The organism is Exiguobacterium sp. SH1S21 (assembly GCF_004337175.1).
Classification (GTDB): domain Bacteria; phylum Bacillota; class Bacilli; order Exiguobacteriales; family Exiguobacteriaceae; genus Exiguobacterium; species Exiguobacterium aurantiacum_A.
This window is the reverse complement of the sequence record NZ_SJUY01000003.1, coordinates 192806-212298: the sequence shown is the minus strand read 5'-3', so window position 1 is coordinate 212298 and position 19493 is coordinate 192806. Positions and strand designations below refer to the sequence as shown.

The 19493-nt window shown below is 55.3% G+C and carries 18 protein-coding genes and 1 other annotated feature; all 18 genes read left to right on the top strand.

The features are described 5' to 3' along the window. The 18 genes from EVJ24_RS06350 to EVJ24_RS06265 all read left to right on the top strand — a co-directional run bounded on the left by EVJ24_RS06350 (position 1) and on the right by EVJ24_RS06265 (position 19488). Complete coding sequence (locus EVJ24_RS06350; protein ID WP_070327552.1) at positions 1-273, top strand: YggT family protein; 273 nt, start codon at positions 1-3, stop codon at positions 271-273. Further along, entirely contained in the window at positions 274-1044 is a 771-nt protein-coding gene (locus EVJ24_RS06345; RefSeq protein WP_070327551.1) for a YlmH family RNA-binding protein, read from the top strand. A gap of 18 nt (positions 1045-1062) precedes the next feature. Beyond that, entirely contained in the window at positions 1063-1608 is a 546-nt protein-coding gene (locus tag EVJ24_RS06340) for a DivIVA domain-containing protein (protein WP_016509011.1), read from the top strand. Between the two features lie 2 nt (positions 1609-1610). Next, positions 1611-1831: a binding site (T-box leader), on the top strand. Positions 1832-1880: 49 nt separating this feature from the next. Next, entirely contained in the window at positions 1881-4607 is a 2727-nt protein-coding gene (gene ileS, locus EVJ24_RS06335) for an isoleucine--tRNA ligase (RefSeq protein ID WP_131440331.1), read from the top strand. Positions 4608-4666: 59 nt separating this feature from the next. Further along, positions 4667-5140 (top strand): signal peptidase II, encoded by a 474-nt coding sequence (gene lspA / locus EVJ24_RS06330; protein WP_070327549.1) that lies wholly within the window; start codon positions 4667-4669, stop codon positions 5138-5140. Next, positions 5140-6051, top strand: a complete 912-nt coding sequence (locus EVJ24_RS06325; RefSeq protein ID WP_131440329.1) for an RluA family pseudouridine synthase — start codon at positions 5140-5142, stop codon at positions 6049-6051. The genes lspA and EVJ24_RS06325 overlap by 1 nt, the downstream gene beginning before the upstream one ends. A gap of 191 nt (positions 6052-6242) precedes the next feature. Then, complete coding sequence (gene pyrR / locus EVJ24_RS06320) at positions 6243-6776, top strand: bifunctional pyr operon transcriptional regulator/uracil phosphoribosyltransferase PyrR (RefSeq protein ID WP_071399563.1); 534 nt, start codon at positions 6243-6245, stop codon at positions 6774-6776. Between the two features lie 49 nt (positions 6777-6825). Further along, positions 6826-8127, top strand: coding sequence for a uracil-xanthine permease family protein (locus EVJ24_RS06315; protein WP_131440327.1), 1302 nt, complete (start codon positions 6826-6828; stop codon positions 8125-8127). A 130-nt stretch (positions 8128-8257) separates the two neighbouring features. Then, positions 8258-9163: an aspartate carbamoyltransferase catalytic subunit gene (locus tag EVJ24_RS06310; protein WP_131440325.1), complete on the top strand. Its 906-nt coding sequence runs from the start codon at positions 8258-8260 to the stop codon at positions 9161-9163. Further along, positions 9160-10440, top strand: coding sequence for a dihydroorotase (locus tag EVJ24_RS06305; protein ID WP_131440323.1), 1281 nt, complete (start codon positions 9160-9162; stop codon positions 10438-10440). The genes EVJ24_RS06310 and EVJ24_RS06305 overlap by 4 nt, the downstream gene beginning before the upstream one ends. Continuing rightward, positions 10418-11500 (top strand): carbamoyl phosphate synthase small subunit, encoded by a 1083-nt coding sequence (locus tag EVJ24_RS06300; protein WP_071399567.1) that lies wholly within the window; start codon positions 10418-10420, stop codon positions 11498-11500. The genes EVJ24_RS06305 and EVJ24_RS06300 overlap by 23 nt, the downstream gene beginning before the upstream one ends. 1 nt (position 11501) lies before the next feature. Next, positions 11502-14705, top strand: coding sequence for a carbamoyl-phosphate synthase large subunit (gene carB / locus EVJ24_RS06295; RefSeq protein ID WP_131440321.1), 3204 nt, complete (start codon positions 11502-11504; stop codon positions 14703-14705). Then, positions 14702-15421, top strand: coding sequence for a dihydroorotate dehydrogenase electron transfer subunit (locus EVJ24_RS06290; protein ID WP_131440319.1), 720 nt, complete (start codon positions 14702-14704; stop codon positions 15419-15421). The genes carB and EVJ24_RS06290 overlap by 4 nt, the downstream gene beginning before the upstream one ends. Beyond that, positions 15418-16344, top strand: a complete 927-nt coding sequence (locus EVJ24_RS06285) for a dihydroorotate dehydrogenase (protein ID WP_131440317.1) — start codon at positions 15418-15420, stop codon at positions 16342-16344. The genes EVJ24_RS06290 and EVJ24_RS06285 overlap by 4 nt, the downstream gene beginning before the upstream one ends. Beyond that, on the top strand, positions 16319-17023 hold the full coding sequence (gene pyrF, locus EVJ24_RS06280) for an orotidine-5'-phosphate decarboxylase (protein ID WP_131440315.1): 705 nt from the start codon (positions 16319-16321) through the stop codon (positions 17021-17023). The genes EVJ24_RS06285 and pyrF overlap by 26 nt, the downstream gene beginning before the upstream one ends. Further along, positions 17007-17633 (top strand): orotate phosphoribosyltransferase, encoded by a 627-nt coding sequence (gene pyrE / locus EVJ24_RS06275; RefSeq protein ID WP_131440313.1) that lies wholly within the window; start codon positions 17007-17009, stop codon positions 17631-17633. The genes pyrF and pyrE overlap by 17 nt, the downstream gene beginning before the upstream one ends. A 92-nt stretch (positions 17634-17725) precedes the next feature. Next, positions 17726-18556 (top strand): DUF4097 family beta strand repeat-containing protein, encoded by an 831-nt coding sequence (locus EVJ24_RS06270; protein ID WP_131440311.1) that lies wholly within the window; start codon positions 17726-17728, stop codon positions 18554-18556. Continuing rightward, the gene (locus EVJ24_RS06265; RefSeq protein ID WP_070327536.1) at positions 18553-19488 is read left to right on the top strand and encodes an FUSC family protein; all 936 of its coding nucleotides are present in this window, start codon (positions 18553-18555) and stop codon (positions 19486-19488) included. Before EVJ24_RS06270 ends, EVJ24_RS06265 begins: the two co-directional genes overlap by 4 nt. The last annotated feature ends 5 nt before the right edge of the window (positions 19489-19493 follow it).

Sequence of the window (19493 nt, the reverse complement as noted above, 5' to 3'; positions counted from 1 at the left end):
ATGGAAAATGCGATCCCTGCATTAGGCAATACGATTGTTACGCTTCTTGGATATTATAGTTGGGTCTTGATTGCCTATATTTTATTATCGTGGTTCCCGAATGCGAGAGAATCAAAATTCGGACAGATTTTGACATACTTGTGTGAGCCGTTTCTTAACCCGTTCCGTCGGATCATCCCGCCAATCGGCGGTATGCTCGACATTTCTCCAATCGTCGCCCTGTTCGTGCTTCGTATGGCGCAAGCAGGAGTGCGAGCGATTTTCGGTCTGTAAATGAGCGTCTTCGATCATTATCGACCGAATGAACGCCCGTTTGTCGAGCAAGTGCTCGACTGGGTGCGACAAGTCGAGGACAACTACTTGTTTAAATTGACGGATTTTTTAGACCCACGTGAGCAACAAATCGTCAGGCAACTCGTTGGCAAACGGCTCGCCATCTACGAGGACGGCGGTTTCCCTGGAGCTGAGCGGAAACGGCTTTTATTGACGCCCGACTACTATGAGCTAGACGTGAACGACTTTGAAGTCAAGATTCTTCAAATCGATTATCCGACGAAGTTTGTCGACTTGACCCACCGCCAAGTGACAGGCACGCTTCTTAACGCGGGCCTGAAGCGGCAAAAGTTTGGCGATGTTGTCCTCGCTGACGGGATCGCTCAGTTCGCGACGACGGCTGATGCGGCTGGATTCATCGAAATGAACGTGGATCGCGTCGGCAAAGCCCGGGTGCGGCTGTCTGATGTGCCTGCCGCATCGATTTTGACCGTCCCAGAAGTCAAATGGAGCGACGAGTTTGGCATCGTCTCCTCACTCCGCTTTGATGCGGTCGTGAGCGAGGTGCTCGGTCTATCGCGCCAGAAAGCACAGGCGCTCGTCAAACATGGTGACTGCAAAGTCAATCATAAAGCGATCACGGACGCGAGCTTTTTACTCGAACCAGACGATTTGGTTTCAATCCGGGGTTACGGTCGTGTCAAATTGACGGCAATCCTCGGCTCGACAAAGCGTGAGAAAATAAAAATCCAGTATGGCATCATACGTTGAATTTAGGAGGAAAGTCGAATGGCGTTGACACCGATTGATATTCATAACAAAGAGTTCTCGACTCGTTTTCGCGGGTACGATATCGATGAGGTCAATGAATTTTTAGATCAAATCATTAAAGAGTTTGAGCTATTGATTCGTGAAAATAGAAGGTACGAAGAACTCGTCAACGATATGCAAGCCCGTATTGACTACTTCTCCTCGATGGAAGACACGTTGAATAAATCGATTATCGTCGCACAAGAGGCAGCAGAAGAAGTCAAGACCAATGCGGCCAAAGAAGCCAGCCTCATCTTGAAGCAGGCTGAACGCGAAGCGCTCGCCCGAGAAGAGGAAGCATCGCGTAAAGAGCAGATGGCAGAGCGTGAAGTCATTCAAATGTTGAAAAAAGTCGAACTGTACCGGACCCGGTTCCGTGTTCTCGTCGACGCACAGATGGAACTTCTAAATAGTACCGAATGGGACACGATTGTCGGAGAGCCGCCTGTCCAGACGGTTCTTGACGATACGAGTGAACTTGCGTATAATGACGACGAAGTCACACCAAACAAACATCACGGATAATAAACAATACGTTGATTAGGACACGTCAATAAAGTCACACCTACGAAGCGACTTAGGGAAGGTGCAAGCCTAAGAGAAAGACTTTATTTGGTATCCCCTATGAGTGTCATGCTGAACTGAGTAAGCGTGACCGCTTGACCTCGTTATCGGTTACCGAGAGCGGTCTCAAGGTCTACTTGAGATTAGTAGGGTGGTACCGCGAGTCGATGAACTCGTCCCTATTTAGGGGCGGGTTTTTTTTGTTTTTCAAAAAAGATGCAGGAGGAGTTTCAATGAACTACAAAGACACATTATTGATGCCTGATACAGAATTCGCGATGCGTGGAAATTTGCCGAAGCGCGAGCCAGCAATGCACGAGGCTTGGGAGCAGATGGACTTGTACAACCGCGTCCAAGAGAAGAATGCAGGAAAGCCGCAATACATTCTACATGACGGACCTCCGTACGCCAACGGTGACATCCATATGGGCCATGCACTCAACAAAGTGTTAAAAGACATCATCGTCCGTTTCAAGTCGTTGAACGGCTATCAATCACCGATGATCCCAGGTTGGGACACACACGGTCTTCCGATCGAGAACGCGCTTCAAAAAGCAGGCGTCAACCGTAAAGAGATGACTGTCGCCGAGTTCCGCGAAAAATGTGCCGCTTACGCGATGGAGCAAGTGAACTCACAACGTGAACAGTTCAAGCGTCTCGGACTGCTCGCTGACTTTGACAATCCATACATCACGCTCCAGCCTGAATATGAAGCGGCACAAATCCGCCTGTTCGGCACGATGGCTGAAAAAGGATACATCTATAAAGGGAAAAAACCGGTCTATTGGTCACCGTCTTCTGAATCGGCACTCGCTGAGGCGGAAATCGAGTACTATGACAAAAAATCACCAGCCATCTATGTGGCGTTCCAAGTCGTCGATGGCAAAGGCGTCCTCGGGACGACCGACCATTTCGTCATCTGGACGACGACACCGTGGACGATTCCGGCCAACCTCGGGATCGCTGTCAGCGATGAGCTGACATACACACGGATTGAGCATGATGGCAAAGGGTATATCGTTGCCGAGACGCTCGTCGAAGAAGTGACGACAGCACTTGGCTGGGATGAGTACTCAGTGAGCGGCTCTTGGAACGGACGCGAGTTCGAACACATGACGGTACAGCACCCGCTTTACGACCGGACGTCACTCCTCATCCTTGGCGACCATGTCACGGCTGAAGCGACAGGCTGCGTCCATATCGCACCTGGCCATGGGGAAGACGACTACCGTGTCGGCCAAGCGTACGGACTTGACGTGTTGTGCCCGGTCGACGACCGTGGGTATATGACGGACGAAGCACCAGGCTTTGAAGGACTGTTCTATGAAGATGCGAACAAAGAGATCGGCATGAAGCTCGAAGCAAATGGCAACTTGTTGAAGCTCAAATTCATCAAGCACTCGTACCCGCACGACTGGCGTACGAAAAAGCCGGTCATCTTCCGGGCGACACCGCAATGGTTCGCTTCGATCAAAGACTTCCGCAGCGACATGTTGCGTGAGATCGAAGAAGTGAACTGGGTACCGGAATGGGGCATGACGCGCCTATTCAACATGGTCCGTGACCGTGGCGACTGGGTCATCAGCCGTCAGCGGGCATGGGGTGTGCCGATCCCGATCTTCTACGCAGAAGACGGAACGGAAATCATCACGAACGAAACGATCGACCATATCGCCAACTTGTTCCATGAGCACGGATCAAACGTCTGGTACGAGCGTGAAGCGAAAGACTTGTTGCCATCCGGCTTCACACATCCGAACAGTCCAAACGGCGAGTTCCGTAAAGAAGTCGACATCATGGACGTCTGGTTCGATTCAGGTTCGTCACACGCAGGCGTGCTCGAACAGCGCGACAACTTGCGCCGTCCGGCCGACCTGTACCTAGAAGGTTCGGACCAATACCGTGGTTGGTTCAACTCGTCACTGTCGACTGCAGTCGCGACGACCGGCAAAGCGCCATATCGCAACGTCCTCAGTCACGGCTTCGTCCTTGACGGCGACGGCCGGAAGATGTCGAAATCGCTCGGCAACACGATTGCACCGAACGACCTCGTGAAACAGTACGGTGCTGAAATCGTACGTCTTTGGGTCGCGTCTGTCGACTATCAGTCAGACGTCCGCGCCTCGCATGACAACTTTAAACAAGTGTCAGAAGTATACCGGAAGATCCGTAACACGTTACGCTTCTTGCTCGGTAACTTGAACGGGTTCGATCCGTCGATGCGCGTCGCGTTCGAAGATATGCCGGAAGCCGACCGCTTCATGGCGACGAAGCTGAAACAACTTCAGACGAAAGTCGTCAAAGCGTACGATACGTTCGACTTTATGGCTGTTTACCACATGAGCCACAACTTCTGTGTCAACGAGTTGTCGTCGTTCTATCTCGACTTCACGAAAGACATCCTCTACATCGAACGTGAAAACGATGCGCGTCGCCGTGCCGTTCAGACGGTCATGTATGATGCAGTCATCACGTTGACGAAGCTGCTTGCCCCGGTCCTCCCGCATACGGCGGACGAAGTCTGGCAAGAAATCCCGGCCAAGACGGCGGATAGCGTCTTCTTGTCGGACCTTGAAGAAGTGGCGCCGCTCACGGAAGCAGAGACGGAATTACTCGCGAAATGGTCGAAATTCCTCACGTTCCGCGACGACGTCTTGAAAGCGATCGAGATCGCCCGCGGCGAGAAGTTGATCGGGAAACCGCTCGAAGCAAAACTTCAGGTCGCACCGAAGGGTGAGACGAAAGCGCTGCTCGACACGATCGATAACGTTCGTCAACTCCTGCAAGTGTCACAACTCGACTACGTCGATACGGCCGACGTCGACTACGCGACGGCGAAGATCAGCGTCGCGAAAGCAGACGGTGCCGCTTGTGCCCGCTGTTGGACGTATTCGACCGAACTTGGTCAGAACGCAGATCATCCAGAACTTTGCCCGCGCTGTACAGAAGTCATCGCATGAGCCGGACCGGAGTGGCGCACAGTCCACTCCGGTTTCTTATGACTTGAAAGGAGAATTTGATGAAACGTTATTACGGATTAGCAGTCGTTCTCATTTTGCTCGACCAAGTGACGAAGTGGATCGTCGTCCAGACGATGACGATCGGTCAATCAATCGAATTGATCCCCGGATGGCTCTATTTGACATCGTACCGCAACAGAGGCGCGGCCTGGGGCATGCTCGAAGGACAGATGGTGTTCTTCTTCGTCGTCACCGCCGTCGTTGTCGTCGGTCTGATCTACTTCTTGCATAAAGAAGTGAACGGGTTCAAACTGCTCGGCTACAGTGTCGGCTTACTGCTCGCCGGAGCGATCGGCAACTTTATCGATCGTCTGTTCCGGGGCGAGGTCGTCGACTTCGTCGACACGTACCCGTTCGGCTACAACTTTCCAATCTTTAACGTCGCCGATATGGCACTCACGTTCGGGGTCATCTTTATGATCATCGGCGTCTTGTTCGAAGAAAAATTAAACAAAGAAAGGGGACAATCGTAATGGAAACTTACACATTTGTCGCCGAAGAAAAGGCACGGATCGATAAATGGATGAGCGAACGAAGTGACTGGTCACGTTCGCAAATCCAAGACTGGATCAAGGCAGGGGATCTTCTCGTCAACGGTCAAGTCGTGAAGCCGAACTATAAACTGCAAGAAGGGGACGAAGTCGTCGTGACGGTGCCAGAAGCCGTCGAACTCCAAGTCCTCCCCGAAGATATTCCGCTCGACGTCGTGTTCGAGGACGAGGATGTCATCGTCGTCAACAAAGCACGTGGCATGGTCGTGCACCCTGCGGCCGGTCATACGTCTGGCACGCTCGTCAACGCGCTGTTGTATCACTGTGACGACCTCTCAGGCATCAATGGGGTGAAGCGTCCGGGTATCGTCCATCGCATCGATAAAGATACGACGGGACTGCTCATGGTCGCGAAAAACGATATGGCGCACGAGTCACTCGCGCATCAGTTAAAAGACAGAACGATCAAACGCGAATACGTCGCACTCGTCCACGGCGAGCTCGTCCATGAGCTCGGATCGATCGAGGCGCCGATCGGGCGCGACACGAACGATCGTCAGCGCATGACGGTGACAGACAAGAACGCGAAAGAAGCGGTGACACACTTCCGTCTGCTCGAGCGCTATAAAGACTTCACGCTCGTCGAGTGCAAGCTCGAGACAGGCCGGACGCATCAAATCCGTGTCCATATGCGCTATATCGGCCATCCGCTTGCCGGAGACCCGAAATACGGACCGCGTCGGACGATCGATTTGAACGGACAAGCGCTCCATGCAGCCACGCTCGGCTTCCATCATCCGCGGACGAACGAATGGCTCGAGTTCGAGGCGGCACTCCCGACCGACTTTGAGGCAGAGCTCGCAAAATTGGACAAAATCGAGAAAACACGTTGACTTTCAACCGATTCAGATTTATAGTCTAGAAAGCATAACACCTTTAAACCCAGTCCAGAGAGGCTGTGAAAGGATCGTGGCCGCGGCCACAAACGTCTATCATATACGGCACTCGTTTGCCTTCGTGAAGACTTCCTTTCCAGCCGGATGAGGAAGTCTTCTTTTTTATAGATTACGAGAGGAGGAATCATATGAAACGCTCGACCATACTAGACGAAGCCGCGATCCGACGCGCCTTGACGCGAATCGCCCATGAGATCATTGAACGCAACAAAGGGACGGACAACGTCGTCCTCGTCGGGATCAAAACGCGCGGTGAGACGCTCGGCGACCGACTCGCCCATCGCATCGAAGAAATCGAAGGAAAACCGATCGCGCTCGGTAACTTAGACATCACGCTCTACCGGGACGACCTATCGAAGAAGTCGCTCGACCCAGAAGTGAAAGCGACCGAACTCCCGCACGATATCAATGGCAAGACGGTCGTCCTCGTCGATGACGTCTTGTACACGGGACGGACGGTCCGGGCCGCGATGGACGCACTCGTCGACCACGGCCGGCCGGATTACATCCAACTCGCCGTCTTGATCGACCGGGGGCACCGAGAGTTGCCGATTCGCCCAGACTTTGTCGGGAAAAACGTCCCGACATCGAAAACAGAACAAGTCGTGGTCCGACTCAGTGAAGTCGACACGACAGACGAAGTGTACATCCAACAGCATTAAATCCAAAACCTTTAAGGTGGTCCAGAGAGGCCAGGAAGGAGAACTATTTATGAAACAACCCATCCTCAACATCCACGAGCGTCCCGCTCACTTGCCACAATGGCTGCTCTTCAGCTTGCAACACGTCTTCGCCATGTTCGGAGCGACGATCTTAGTCCCGATTTTGACCGGACTGAACACGTCCGTCGCCCTCGTCGCTTCCGGTGTGGCCACGCTCTCATTCCTAGTCATCACCCAATTCAAAGTCCCGACGTATCTCGGGTCAAGTTTTGCCTACATCGCACCGATCATCGCGGTCAGCCAGCAATGGGGCGTCGAAGCCGCACTGTTCGGCGGTATTATCGCCGGTTCGGTCTACGGTGTCGTGTCGCTCATCATCTTTAAGACGGGCGTCGGTTGGCTGTTACGACTGTTGCCGCCGGTCGTCGTCGGTCCGGTCATCATGGTCATCGGCTTATCGCTCGCACCGGTCGCCATCGACATGTCGATGAACCGCGACGGAGCGTATAACGGCACGTTCATCACGGTCGCCCTGCTCACGCTCGGCATCACGATTCTCGCGATGACAAAGTTAAAAGGAGTATGGGGCGCGGTTCCGATCTTGTTCGGCATCGTCGGCGGATACGCCATCGCCGCCATGTTCGGCATCATCGACTACTCGGCGATCGATCAAGCGAGCCTGTTCCAACTGCCTGACTTCACGATGGTGTTCGTCGACTACATGCCGATGTGGCAAGTCGGGGCACTCCTCGCCATCGTCCCGGTCGCGCTCGTCACGATGACGGAGCACATCGGCGACCAAATGGTCACGTCGAAAATCATCGGACGCGAGACGATGAAAGATCCAGGCCTGCACCGGACGCTCCTCGGCGACGGTGTCGGCAAAGCTATCGCCTCAGCGCTCGGTGGACCGCCGTGTACGACGTACGGTGAAAACAACGGCGTCATGGCGATCACGAGAGTGTACAGCGTCTACGTCATCGCGGGAGCAGCGCTCATGGCCATCAGCTTCGGCTTCCTCGGTCACGTCGAGGCGTTCATCTCGACAATCCCGAATCCGGTCAAAGGCGGTATCTCGATCCTCTTGTTCGGTGTCATCGCCTCGAACGGACTGCGGACGATGGTCGACAGCAACGTCGACCTCGCCGAGAAACGCAACCTCATCATCGCCTCGGTCATTCTCGTCGTCGGACTCGGCGGGGCGATGGTCCAACTCGGCAGCTTCCCGGTCCAAGGGATGGCGCTCGCGACGGTCGTCGGTATTCTTTTGAACGCGGTGTTACCGAAAGAAGAAGTCGAACCGGCTTCGGTCGATACAACTGAAGAAACGAAACAGGCAAGTAACTTTTAATTCGATCCCGTGAGGTCGGCAAAGTGAAGGCTCGTTTATTTGGGTGTAGTCTACCCAAATGAAGGCGTCCCTTCACGTAGGTGAAGAGACGCCTTTTCTCTTTGCCTCCAAACAAAAGGAGGAGACGAACATGAATTTGATCAAACAACAACCGAACCATTTTGTCAGCTTAGAAACGCTCACCCTCGAAGAAATCATGGGGATGATCGAAGAGTCACTCCGCTACAAACAAGGGGACATGCCGCCGCTGTTTGACGGGAAGACGGTCGCGAACTTGTTCTTCGAAAATTCGACGCGGACGAAAAACTCGTTTCAAATGGCCGAGCGGCACTTGAACATCCAAGAGATCCCGTTCGACGTGGCGACGTCGTCGGTGACGAAAGGCGAGACGTTATACGACACGTGCAAGACGCTTGAAGCGATCGGGGTCGACGCGCTCGTCATCCGCCATCCTGAAGCGGGATACTACCACGAGCTCGTCGAGAAGCTGACGATTCCAGTATTAAACGGCGGGGACGGGAGCGGGGAACACCCGTCACAGTCGCTGCTCGACCTCGTCACGATTTATGAAGAGTTCAAGACGTTCGAAGGCTTGAATATCGCCATCTGCGGCGATCTTGTCCATAGCCGGGTCGCCCGCTCGAACGCAGGCGTGTTGAAACGGCTCGGGGCGAACGTCGTCGGTTGTAGCCCGGAATCGTGGTGGGACGCATCGATGGGGCTTTCGCACCGCGACCTTGACGACATCTTACCGGACTGCGACGTCGTCATGTTGCTCCGCGTTCAGCACGAGCGCCACATTATGGGTGACATCTTTTCTAAAGAAGACTATCATGCGCGCTACGGCTTGACGGTCGAGCGGGTCGAGCGGATGAAACAAGGCGCCATCATCATGCATCCGGCCCCGGTCAACCGGGACGTCGAGATCGCCGGCAGTTTGATTGAACATCCGTCATCGCGCATCTTTCCACAGATGAAGAACGGCGTTTACGCACGGATGGCCATCTTAAATCGAGCATTAGGGGGACAACAATGATTATTCAACACGCAACGTGGTATGACGGGAAGACGAAACGAACGAGCAATCTGTTGATCGAAGGCGGTACAATCCGTTCGGTCGATTACGACGGGACGACCGAAGGACACGAAGTGATTGACGCAAACGGGAAGCTGTTGATCCCGGGTCTCGTCGACGTCCACGTCCATTTGCGCGAGCCTGGTGGCGAGGCGAAAGAGACGATTAAAACAGGGACGGCCGCAGCTGCGGCCGGAGGGTTCACGACGATTTGCGCGATGCCGAACACACGCCCTGTCCCGGACGACCGGGCGACGCTCGATGACTTGCTCGCTCGGATCGAGCGTGACGCCAGCGTCCGCGTGCTCCCGTATGCGGCGATCACGAAACGGCAGCTCGGTGTCGAACAAGTCGATATGCCGTCACTTGCGGACGCGTTCGCGTTCACAGACGACGGGGTCGGCGTGCAGTCGGCGGCGATGATGCGTCAAGCGATGCGGGAAGCGAAACGGCTTGGAAAAGCGGTCGTGGCCCATTGCGAAGACAATACGCTCAAGGCCGGTTCGGTCCATGAAGGGAAGTTTAGTGAGACGCATGGCATCCAAGGCATCCCGAGTCTCGCCGAGAGCATCCATATCGCTCGTGACGTGTTGATCGCCGAAGAAACGGGCTGCCACTATCACGTCTGTCACGTGTCGTCACGTCAATCGGTTCGCGTCATCCGTGACGCCAAACGGGCCGGGATCCACGTCACGGCGGAAGTGACACCGCACCACCTCGTCTTATCGGAAGACGACATCCCGGGGTTAGATCCGAACTTCAAGATGAATCCGCCGCTGCGGAGCCAAGACGACCGCGCGGCGCTCTTAGAAGGGCTGTTCGACGGGACGATCGATTTGATTGCGACCGATCACGCCCCGCACACGGCTGAAGAGAAAGCACAAGGGATGGAGCGCGCCCCGTTCGGCATCACCGGATTCGAGACGGCGTTCCCGCTCCTTTACACGACGTTCATCAAGACGGGACAAATGGAAGAGGCGGCGCTCATCGACTGGATGACGAGACGACCGAGCGAGGTGTTCGGTCTGCCTTACGGCGTGATTGAAGTCGGCCGGGCGGCGGACCTCGCGCTGATCGATACGGAGACGGTGCGTCCGGTCGACCCGACGACGTTCGCGTCAAAAGGGAAGAACACACCGTTCGCTGGGAAAAGACTCACAGGTTGGCCGGTCGTGACAATCGTGGCCGGAGAAATCGTATATAAGGGGAGATTCGATGAAACGAACATTATGGCTTGAAGACGGGACAGCATTTGTAGGCAAGGCGTTCGGCGCGAACGCCGAGACGATCGGGGAAGTCGTCTTTCAAACGGGAATGACCGGCTACCAAGAGATTTTATCGGACCCGTCTTATTGTGACCAGCTCATCGTGTTGACGAATCCACTCATCGGAAATTATGGCGTCAACCGTGAAGACTTTGAGACGACCGTCCCGATGGCAAAAGCGCTCATCGTCAAAGAGGCGTGTGATCTGCCGTCGAACTTCCGCTCGACGGCGACGTTGCCGGAGACGCTCGAACGCTTCGGAATACCAGGTCTAGAAGGTGTCGATACGCGCATGTTGACGCGTCACCTTCGTTCACGCGGCGTCATGCGCGGCGTGTTGATCGACGGTGAGTCGACGTGGGCAGACGTTTCGATGCGCTTTGAAGCGAGCTTCCCGACCGATCAAGTGGCACGTGTCTCGACGAAACGGGCTTACGTCAGCACCGGGAGCGGCCGCCGGATCGCCCTCATCGATTTCGGGGCCAAACTCGGGATCATGCGCGAATTGTTGAAGCGCGACTGTGAAGTCGTCGTCTTGCCGCACGACGTGACGGCTGAAGAAGTGATGCGCTATGAGCCGGACGGGGTCATGCTCTCGAACGGACCAGGCGACCCGAAAGACGTACCGACGGCGCTCCCGCTGATCGAAGCACTCATGCCAAAACTCCCGATGTTCGGGATCTGTCTCGGCCATCAGTTGATTGCGCTCGCGAGCGGTGCCAACACGTTCAAGCTTCCGTTCGGGCATCGTGGTGCCAATCATCCTGTCCTCGAGCTTGAGACCGGTGCCGTGACGATCACGTCACAAAATCACGGCTACGCCGTCGACGAGACGTCGCTCCTTGAGACGCCGCTCATCGTGACGCATCGCGCCGTCAACGACGGGACGATCGAAGGCATCAAACATTTACATCATCCGACGTTCTCGGTGCAATATCATCCGGAAGCGGCGCCAGGACCATATGACGCCAACGACTTATTCGACCGCTTTATGACACTCGTCAACGAAAACAGACAGAAAGTAGGAATGTGACATGCCAAAACGACCAGATATTCAGAAAATCCTTGTGATCGGCTCCGGCCCGATCGTCATCGGACAAGCGGCAGAATTTGACTATGCTGGTACCCAGGCGTGTCTTGCCTTAAAAGAAGAGGGCTACGAAGTCATCCTCGTCAACTCGAACCCGGCGACGATTATGACTGACCCATCGACGGCGGACCGCGTCTATATCGAACCACTCGAACCGGAATTTGTGGAGCGGATCATCCGTCAAGAACGTCCGGACGCGCTTCTCGCGACACTCGGGGGGCAGACCGGACTGAACTTGGCGGTCGAGCTCGATAAACGCGGCGTGCTCCGCGACTGCGGCGTCGAACTGCTCGGAACGAAATTGTCGGCGATTGAGCAGGCAGAAGACCGGGAACAGTTCCGCGACCTCATGTACAAGCTCGGTCACGGCGTCCCAGACAGCGATATCGTCCATTCACTCGACGCCGCCTGGAGCTTCGCTGACCGGATCGGCTATCCGATCATTATTCGTCCGGCTTATACGCTCGGCGGAACCGGTGGGGGAATCGCCCACGACCGGGAACAGTTCGAGCAGATTGTCGAATCGGGACTCAAGGCGAGTCCGGTGACGCAAGTGCTGCTTGAAGAGTCGATTGCCGGCATGAAAGAAGTCGAATATGAAGTGATGCGCGACTCGAGCGACCAGGCCATCATCGTCTGCGCCATGGAAAACTTCGATCCGGTCGGTGTCCATACCGGTGACTCGATCGTGTTCGCCCCGACCCAGACGTTGTCTGACCGTGATTATCAAATGCTCCGCAGCGTCTCGCTCGACATCATCCGGGCGCTCGGCATCGAAGGCGGATGTAACATCCAGTTCGCGCTCGACCCGGACAGCTTCACGTACTACGTGATTGAGGTCAACCCACGCGTCTCGCGGAGTTCGGCTCTCGCCTCAAAAGCGACGGGATACCCGATCGCCAAGCTCGCCGCGAAAGTCGCGGTCGGCTACAAGTTGTCGGAACTAAAAAACCCGGTGACGGAGACGAGTTACGCCTCGTTCGAGCCGGCGCTCGACTACGTCGTCGCTAAAATCCCGCGCTTCCCGTTCGACAAGTTCGAGACCGCGGACCGTCGTCTTGGCACACAAATGAAAGCGACGGGCGAAGTCATGGCCATCGGTCGGAATTTAGAAGAAGCGCTCTTGAAAGCCGTTCGTTCGCTCGAACTCGGTACGGAAGACTTATACGTACCACGCCTTTCCGAATTGACGGCTGAACAACTGGAACGAGAACTGACGACACCGACCGACGAACGGTTGTGGATGCTGTACGAAGCGCTTCGCCGCGGCTACTCGACAGAACAGCTTCACGGCTTGACGAAAATCGACCGGTTCTTCTTATCAAAACTCGATCGGATTTGGCGTGAGGAAGAAGCGTTGCGCGACGAGCCGTTGACAGAGGAACGGTTGCGCGAAGTGAAGCAACGTGGGTTCAGTGATCGCATGATCGCCCGCATCACGGACCAAGCCGTCGAGACGATCGCGTCGTTACGCGATGAGTGGAACGTTCGGCCAGTGTATAAGATGGTCGACACGTGTGCCGCCGAGTTCGCCTCGGAGACGCCGTACTTTTACGGCACGTACGAAGTCGAGAACGAAGCGGTGAAAACGGATAAACCGTCCATCCTCGTACTCGGTTCAGGCCCGATCCGGATCGGGCAAGGCGTCGAGTTCGACTACGCGACCGTCCATTCGATCCAAACGATCCGTGACGCCGGATATGAGGCGATCATCGTCAACAACAACCCGGAGACGGTATCGACCGACTTCTCGATCTCAGACCGTCTCTACTTTGAACCGCTCACGACAGAAGACGTATTAGAAGTCGTTCGCAATGAACGACCGCTCGGGGTCATCGTCCAGTTCGGCGGGCAGACGGCAATCAATTTGGCCGCCTCGCTCGAAGAGAACGGCGTACAAATTCTCGGGACGTCACTTGAAGACATCGACCGGGCCGAAAACCGGAAAGCGTTCGAGGCGACGCTCACGAAAGAACGGCTCGCCCAACCACCGGGCAAGACCGCGGTCACGGTCGAGGAAGCGGTCGCTTGTGCCGACATGCTCGGCTATCCCGTACTCGTCCGCCCATCGTATGTCCTCGGCGGCCGGGCGATGGAGATCGTCTATGAGCGTTCGGAGCTCGAGCGGTATATGCGCCACGCCGTCGTCGCCTCGAAAGATCGTCCCGTCCTCATCGACCGCTACTTGACCGGGATCGAGATCGAAGTCGACGCCATCTGCGACGGGACGGACGTCTACATCCCGGGCATCATGGAACATATCGAACGGGCCGGGGTCCACTCTGGCGATTCGATCGCCGTCTATCCGCCGCAACGGCTGAGCGAGGCGTTAAAACAAAAAGTCGTCGATTACACGATCAAACTCGCCAAAGCGTTCCGCATCAAAGGGTTGCTCAACATTCAGTTCGTCTATGCGGACGACTTGTACGTCATCGAAGTCAACCCACGGGCGAGCCGGACGGTGCCGTTCATCTCGAAAGTGACGGGACTTCCGGTCGCACGCATCGCGACGCAGACGATTCTCGGGACGACGTTGAAGCAGCTCGGACTCGGAACGGGCTTGCACCCAGAATCTGACGCCATCTCGGTCAAAGTACCGGTGTTCAGTTTCGCGAAACTAAAAGAAGTCGACCCGTCACTCGGGCCAGAGATGAAATCGACGGGTGAAGTCATGGCGACGGACCGAACGCTTGAAAAAGCACTCTATAAAGGACTCGTCGCTGCCGGGATGACGATCGCCTTGAAAGGAAACGTCTTGTTGACGGTCGCCGATCAAGACAAAGATGAAGCGCTCGACATCGCCCGTCGCTTCAACCGGCTCGGCTTCCGCCTGATGGCGACGTCAGGCACGGCGACGGCACTTACGGCAGCCGAGTTACCGGTCCGACAAGTCGGGAAGATCCATGAAGCGGGTGAGACGATGCTGAGCGTCATCGAGCGGGGCGATGTCGACATCGTCTTGAATACGACGACACGCGACGCCTTAGCGACGAAAGACGGATTCATTATCCGCCGGGCCGCGGCCGAGCAAGGTGTGCTCTGCTTGACGTCGCTCGACACGGTGAAGGCGCTCTTGCAAGTCATCGAGAGCCTATCGTTCCAGACGACGAGCCTGCCGGCGTTCACCGAATTCGGGGTGACTGTATGAGACAACGGGCGACCATCTTATCGAACCGGGAGATCGCGAAAGCGACAATGGAAATGAAAGTGCGAATCGGTGATGGAACAATCGCACCGGGGACGTTTTTCCATGTGAAGACGTCCGAACTGTTGCGCCGGCCGCTGTCGGTCGCAAACGTCGAAGCAGACGTCGTCACGTTTCTGTACAAAGTGGTCGGGACCGGGACGGCTGAACTCGCGACGAGACGAGCCGGGGACGAACTTGACGTCCTCGGTCCGCTCGGTAACGGGTTCCCGCTCGCAAAAGACGGCAAGCGCGTCGTTCTCGTCGGCGGGGGGATCGGGGTGCCGCCACTCTATTACACGCGCCGGATGCTCGCCGCGCGCGGAATCGAAACGGTGGCGATTCTCGGGTTTGATTCAGAAGCGAGTGTATTTTATGAAGACGAGTTCCGCGAACTCGGCGAGACGATCATCACAACGGTCGACGGAACGTATGGAGAGGCAGGCTTCGTGACCGGGCCGCTCGCTAGAATCGACGCCGACGTCTTGTTCAGCTGTGGTCCGGAACCGATGTTAAAAGCGGTCGCCGCGTCGCATATCGAAGAGCGCTACATCTCGATCGAGAACCGGATGGGTTGCGGCATCGGGGCGTGCTTCGCCTGTGTGTGCAAAGCGCCGGACGGTTACGTGAAAGTGTGCAGTGACGGACCGGTATTTCGGGCAGAAGAGGTGACGCTATGAGATTACACATCGAACTACCCGGCTTATCGTTAAAAAATCCGATCATGCCGGCATCCGGTTGTTTTGGATTCGGCGAAGAGTTCGCCAAGCTGTACGACTTGTCGATCCTCGGGGGCATCATGATCAAAGCGGCGACCGGGGAGGCGCGGTTCGGGAACGAGACACCGCGTGTCGCCGAGACGGCGCAAGGAATGTTGAATGCGATTGGATTACAAAATCCGGGTGTCGACGCGATTGTTGAAGACAAGTTGGCATTCCTCGCCAAGTTTGACACTGAAATTATTGCCAACGTGGCGGGTTCGACCCCAGAAGAATACATCCACGTCGCGCGGGAAATGAGCGCCGACCCGTGCGTGAAAGCACTCGAGCTGAACATCTCGTGCCCGAACGTGAAGTGTGGCGGCATGCAGTTCGGGACCGATCCTTTGATGGCGGCCGAACTGACGCGCCTCGTCAAGGCGGCGTCGACGAAACCGGTATACGTCAAACTATCCCCGAACGTCACGTCAATCACGGAGATGGCACGTGCGGTCGAAGCGGCCGGCGCCGACGGCATCACGATGATCAATACGCTCGTCGGCATGAGGATTGACATTGCGACCGGTCAACCGATCTTAGCGAACCGAATTGGTGGATTATCCGGTCCGGCCATCAAGCCGGTCGCCATCCGGATGGTGTACGAAGTCGCCCAAGCGGTCAATATTCCGATTATCGGCATGGGCGGTGTACGGACGGTCGACGACGTGCTCGAATTTATCTATGCGGGTGCATCGGCGGTCGCGGTCGGGACTGCCAATTTTGAAAACCCATACGTATGCCAGGAAATCATCGAGGCGTTGCCAGGCCGGCTCGATGAACTCGGCATCGATCATATTTTAGACGTTAGGGGGAAGGCGTATGAACAGGTTGTATCTCGCGCTTGATGTCGAAACACGTGACGAAGCGTTTTCACTCTTAAAAAAAATTGACCAACGCCCGGCCGTCAAAGTCGGCATGGAGCTGTTCTACCGTGAAGGTGGACGGTTCGTCGAAGAACTCGTCGCGAGTGGTTACCCGGTCTTTCTAGACGTCAAAGTTCACGACATCCCGGAGACGGCAAGGCGAACGCTCCGCCAAATCGGCCGGCTCGGCGTCGAAATGACGAACGTCCACACGCTCGGTGGCGAGACGATGATGCGCTACGCATTGGACGGATTACGTGACGTGAACGAGACGACCAAATTGATCGGTGTGACCCAACTGACGTCGACAGATGAGCGGATGCTGTCAGAACAACTCGGAATTGGCGGAAGTCTCGAGCAGGCCGTCTTGCGACAAGCGGGACTTGCCAAACGGGCAGGACTCGACGGGGTCGTCGCGTCCGTTCACGAAGCCCGCGCGATTCGACAAGCGCTCGGTTCACCGTTTTTGACGGTGACGCCCGGCATCCGAATCAACGAAACGACAGACGATCAAGTCCGGGTCGCGACACCGCAAGCCGCTTTTGACGCCGGTGTATCAGCTATCGTCGTCGGGCGCCCGATTACCCGGGCAGCCGACCCGAACGCAGCTTACGAATACTTTATGAAGGAATGGAGCCAAACGTATGAGACAAATCGCTGAGGCATTATTATCGATTGAAGCAGTCACCTTATCACCGAATGAACCGTACACATGGTCGAGCGGGTTAAGAAGCCCGATTTATTGTGATAACCGACTGACGCTCAGTTATCCAGAAGTGCGTTCACAGATTATCGATGCACTTGTCGACGCCGTCCGTCCGCTCGACGCCGACGTCATCGCGGGAACGGCGACGGCCGGGATTCCCCATGCGACGCTTTTAGCCGACCGACTCGGTCTACCGCTCGTCTACGTCCGGTCGAGTGCGAAAGGGCATGGGAAAGGCAACCAGATTGAAGGGCGATTCGACAAAGGAGCGCGCGTCGTCGTCATCGAAGATCTGCTCTCGACTGGGAAATCGAGCATCGAAGCGGCTGAGGCGATTCGAGCGGCCGGAGGCGAAGTCATTTTGATTCAAGCCGTTTTCTCATACGGCTTAGACAGCTTGAGCGTGAATTTGACCGATGCGAACTTGACCGCCTCGTCACTGACGACGTTCGCTGAACTGATTGAAGTTGCTCGGAATCAAGCCGTGATTTCTGAGAACGAAGCAAGCTCGCTCACAGCTTGGCAAGAAAGCCCAACCGTTTGGAGCAAACAAGTGACACGCTGAAGAATCCACCTCCGGGCGGATTCTTTTTCATTTGGCAACATGTGATACTGAACGTGTTAGAATAGGGAAAGCAGTCGAAAAAGGAGAGAACTATGGCGTATTCTAGAATTAAAGGACAGTCATTGAAAGTACGGTTTCAAAACATCCCTAAACATCGCAAAATCGCATTCGGTCTCGTCCTCACGGTGTTACCTTTATTATTTTTCGTGAATTTATTCGTATTCAGCCACATATTGGCGCTAGGGGACAAGTATGAGGACCGTTATCAGATGAAAAAGCTTCGGCTTGAGACGGCGCATGGGAATGTTGAATTTATCCGGAGTACGAACGAAAAAGTTCAGATCGAAGTGTTGCAGACGAATTCGAAAGAACGTCGCATTAAAGTGAAGTCGGTCGGGGACACGATTTCCGTCGTCGAACGGTATGGACCGATGAGCCAGTTCGGGAGTCGGGCAAGCGCGGAGCCGTCCCGTTATAAAATCCGGGTCGCGTTGCCAAGTTCGATGACATCGATCGAAGTGACGGCTGAGCAAGTGACCGGACAAGGCCTAGTCGCGAAAACCATCGTTCTCGATGCCAACGCGGTCAATCTGAAGAAACTTGAAAGCGACCGGCTTCGAGTCGAGACGAAAAGCGATGCCACGTTTGAGACGGTTCGTGTCGTCACTGGCGACATCCGGTCGTATCGGGACGCGACAATCCGTGACGTCGTCGTCAACCAAGCGCTGACCGTCCAGACAGAGGCCGGGGCGCTCACGTATGAGCCGCGAAACGCGACCGGACAAGTAACCGTCACGACAACAGGAAACATCGCGGCGGCTGAGCGCTTTAAAGAAATTAGCAACGGTGTGTACCATCTTTCGAACTCGAATCGTCCGAACGTGGAACTGATTTCTGAGACAGGGAAGGTCGAACTGAAATGATCAACAAACGCTACATTCCTAAAGTCGGACTGCGAACGTTTAAGACCGGGATCGCCGTCGCCATCACGATTGCCTTGTCATGGTACGTCTTCGGCATTTATTCGGGGATGGGTGCCATCGCCGCCGTCGTCGCGATGCAACCGACCGTCAAACGGTCGTCGAAAATCGTCTTTAGCCGTATATTCGGTACGATCGTCGGCCTCATGTGCGGCTTGTTGATTGTCTATGCGTTCGGGGTGAACCCGATTTCGATCGGTCTTGCCGTCATCGTCGCGCTCACGCTCAACACGACGTTCGATAAGACGCACATGTCGACGTATGCCGCGTTCGCGATTGTGCTCATGCTTGAAAACCCGACGACCGACTTTTTCCACTACGCGTGGACGCGTTCGCTATTGACGGCGGTCGGTGTGTTCGTCTCGCTCGGCGTCAACTATGCGTTCATGCCACCGCGTTATGAAGAGCGTCTGCTCGGCGAGATTCGGAAGACGTCGGCGTATATGTTCCATCATTGGCGCGAGCTGATCGGCTCCCCGGCAGAATTGCTCGAGACGCGCGCCCGTATCCTCGGCCATCAAGAGCTCCATATGATGTTGCAAGAGGATATGCAAGTGACGAAGGTTAAGTTGAAGCATTTGACGATCAAGCAATATCGGTTATTGATTCATTTAGAGGATAAATTGGTCTTGCTGCTCGAGAGTCTCGCTGAGCACCGGGAAGCGTTACTCATGATGACCGAGGACGAACGCCACGCGTTCGAGTCCGAGTTTTTATTCCTGCTCGCCCACCATCACGATATTCTCTACACGTGTGACAAACCTTACTCGCTCTTCCAATTGAAGCATGAAGACTTATCTGTTTCTGAAATTTTACACGGACATCTGCTCGACTATCATGAACAGCTCGAGGCGTTCAAACATAATCCGAAATGAACAAA

Bases quoted from the DNA above. Each gene is read 5' to 3' on its own strand.
- EVJ24_RS06315 (WP_131440327.1), top strand. From the start codon at position 6,826: ATGAAACAACCCATCCTCAACATCCACGAGCGTCCCGCTCACTTGCCA.
- EVJ24_RS06345 (WP_070327551.1), top strand. From the start codon at position 274: ATGAGCGTCTTCGATCATTATCGACCGAATGAACGCCCGTTTGTCGAG.
- pyrF (WP_131440315.1), top strand. From the start codon at position 16,319: ATGAACAGGTTGTATCTCGCGCTTGATGTCGAAACACGTGACGAAGCG.
- pyrR (WP_071399563.1), top strand. From the start codon at position 6,243: ATGAAACGCTCGACCATACTAGACGAAGCCGCGATCCGACGCGCCTTG.
- EVJ24_RS06265 (WP_070327536.1), top strand. From the start codon at position 18,553: ATGATCAACAAACGCTACATTCCTAAAGTCGGACTGCGAACGTTTAAG.
- EVJ24_RS06305 (WP_131440323.1), top strand. From the start codon at position 9,160: ATGATTATTCAACACGCAACGTGGTATGACGGGAAGACGAAACGAACG.
- lspA (WP_070327549.1), top strand. From the start codon at position 4,667: ATGAAACGTTATTACGGATTAGCAGTCGTTCTCATTTTGCTCGACCAA.
- EVJ24_RS06300 (WP_071399567.1), top strand. From the start codon at position 10,418: ATGAAACGAACATTATGGCTTGAAGACGGGACAGCATTTGTAGGCAAG.
- carB (WP_131440321.1), top strand. From the start codon at position 11,502: ATGCCAAAACGACCAGATATTCAGAAAATCCTTGTGATCGGCTCCGGC.
- EVJ24_RS06325 (WP_131440329.1), top strand. From the start codon at position 5,140: ATGGAAACTTACACATTTGTCGCCGAAGAAAAGGCACGGATCGATAAA.
- EVJ24_RS06290 (WP_131440319.1), top strand. From the start codon at position 14,702: ATGAGACAACGGGCGACCATCTTATCGAACCGGGAGATCGCGAAAGCG.
- EVJ24_RS06350 (WP_070327552.1), top strand. From the start codon at position 1: ATGGAAAATGCGATCCCTGCATTAGGCAATACGATTGTTACGCTTCTT.
- EVJ24_RS06310 (WP_131440325.1), top strand. From the start codon at position 8,258: ATGAATTTGATCAAACAACAACCGAACCATTTTGTCAGCTTAGAAACG.
- EVJ24_RS06285 (WP_131440317.1), top strand. From the start codon at position 15,418: ATGAGATTACACATCGAACTACCCGGCTTATCGTTAAAAAATCCGATC.
- ileS (WP_131440331.1), top strand. From the start codon at position 1,881: ATGAACTACAAAGACACATTATTGATGCCTGATACAGAATTCGCGATG.
- EVJ24_RS06340 (WP_016509011.1), top strand. From the start codon at position 1,063: ATGGCGTTGACACCGATTGATATTCATAACAAAGAGTTCTCGACTCGT.
- pyrE (WP_131440313.1), top strand. From the start codon at position 17,007: ATGAGACAAATCGCTGAGGCATTATTATCGATTGAAGCAGTCACCTTA.
- EVJ24_RS06270 (WP_131440311.1), top strand. From the start codon at position 17,726: ATGGCGTATTCTAGAATTAAAGGACAGTCATTGAAAGTACGGTTTCAA.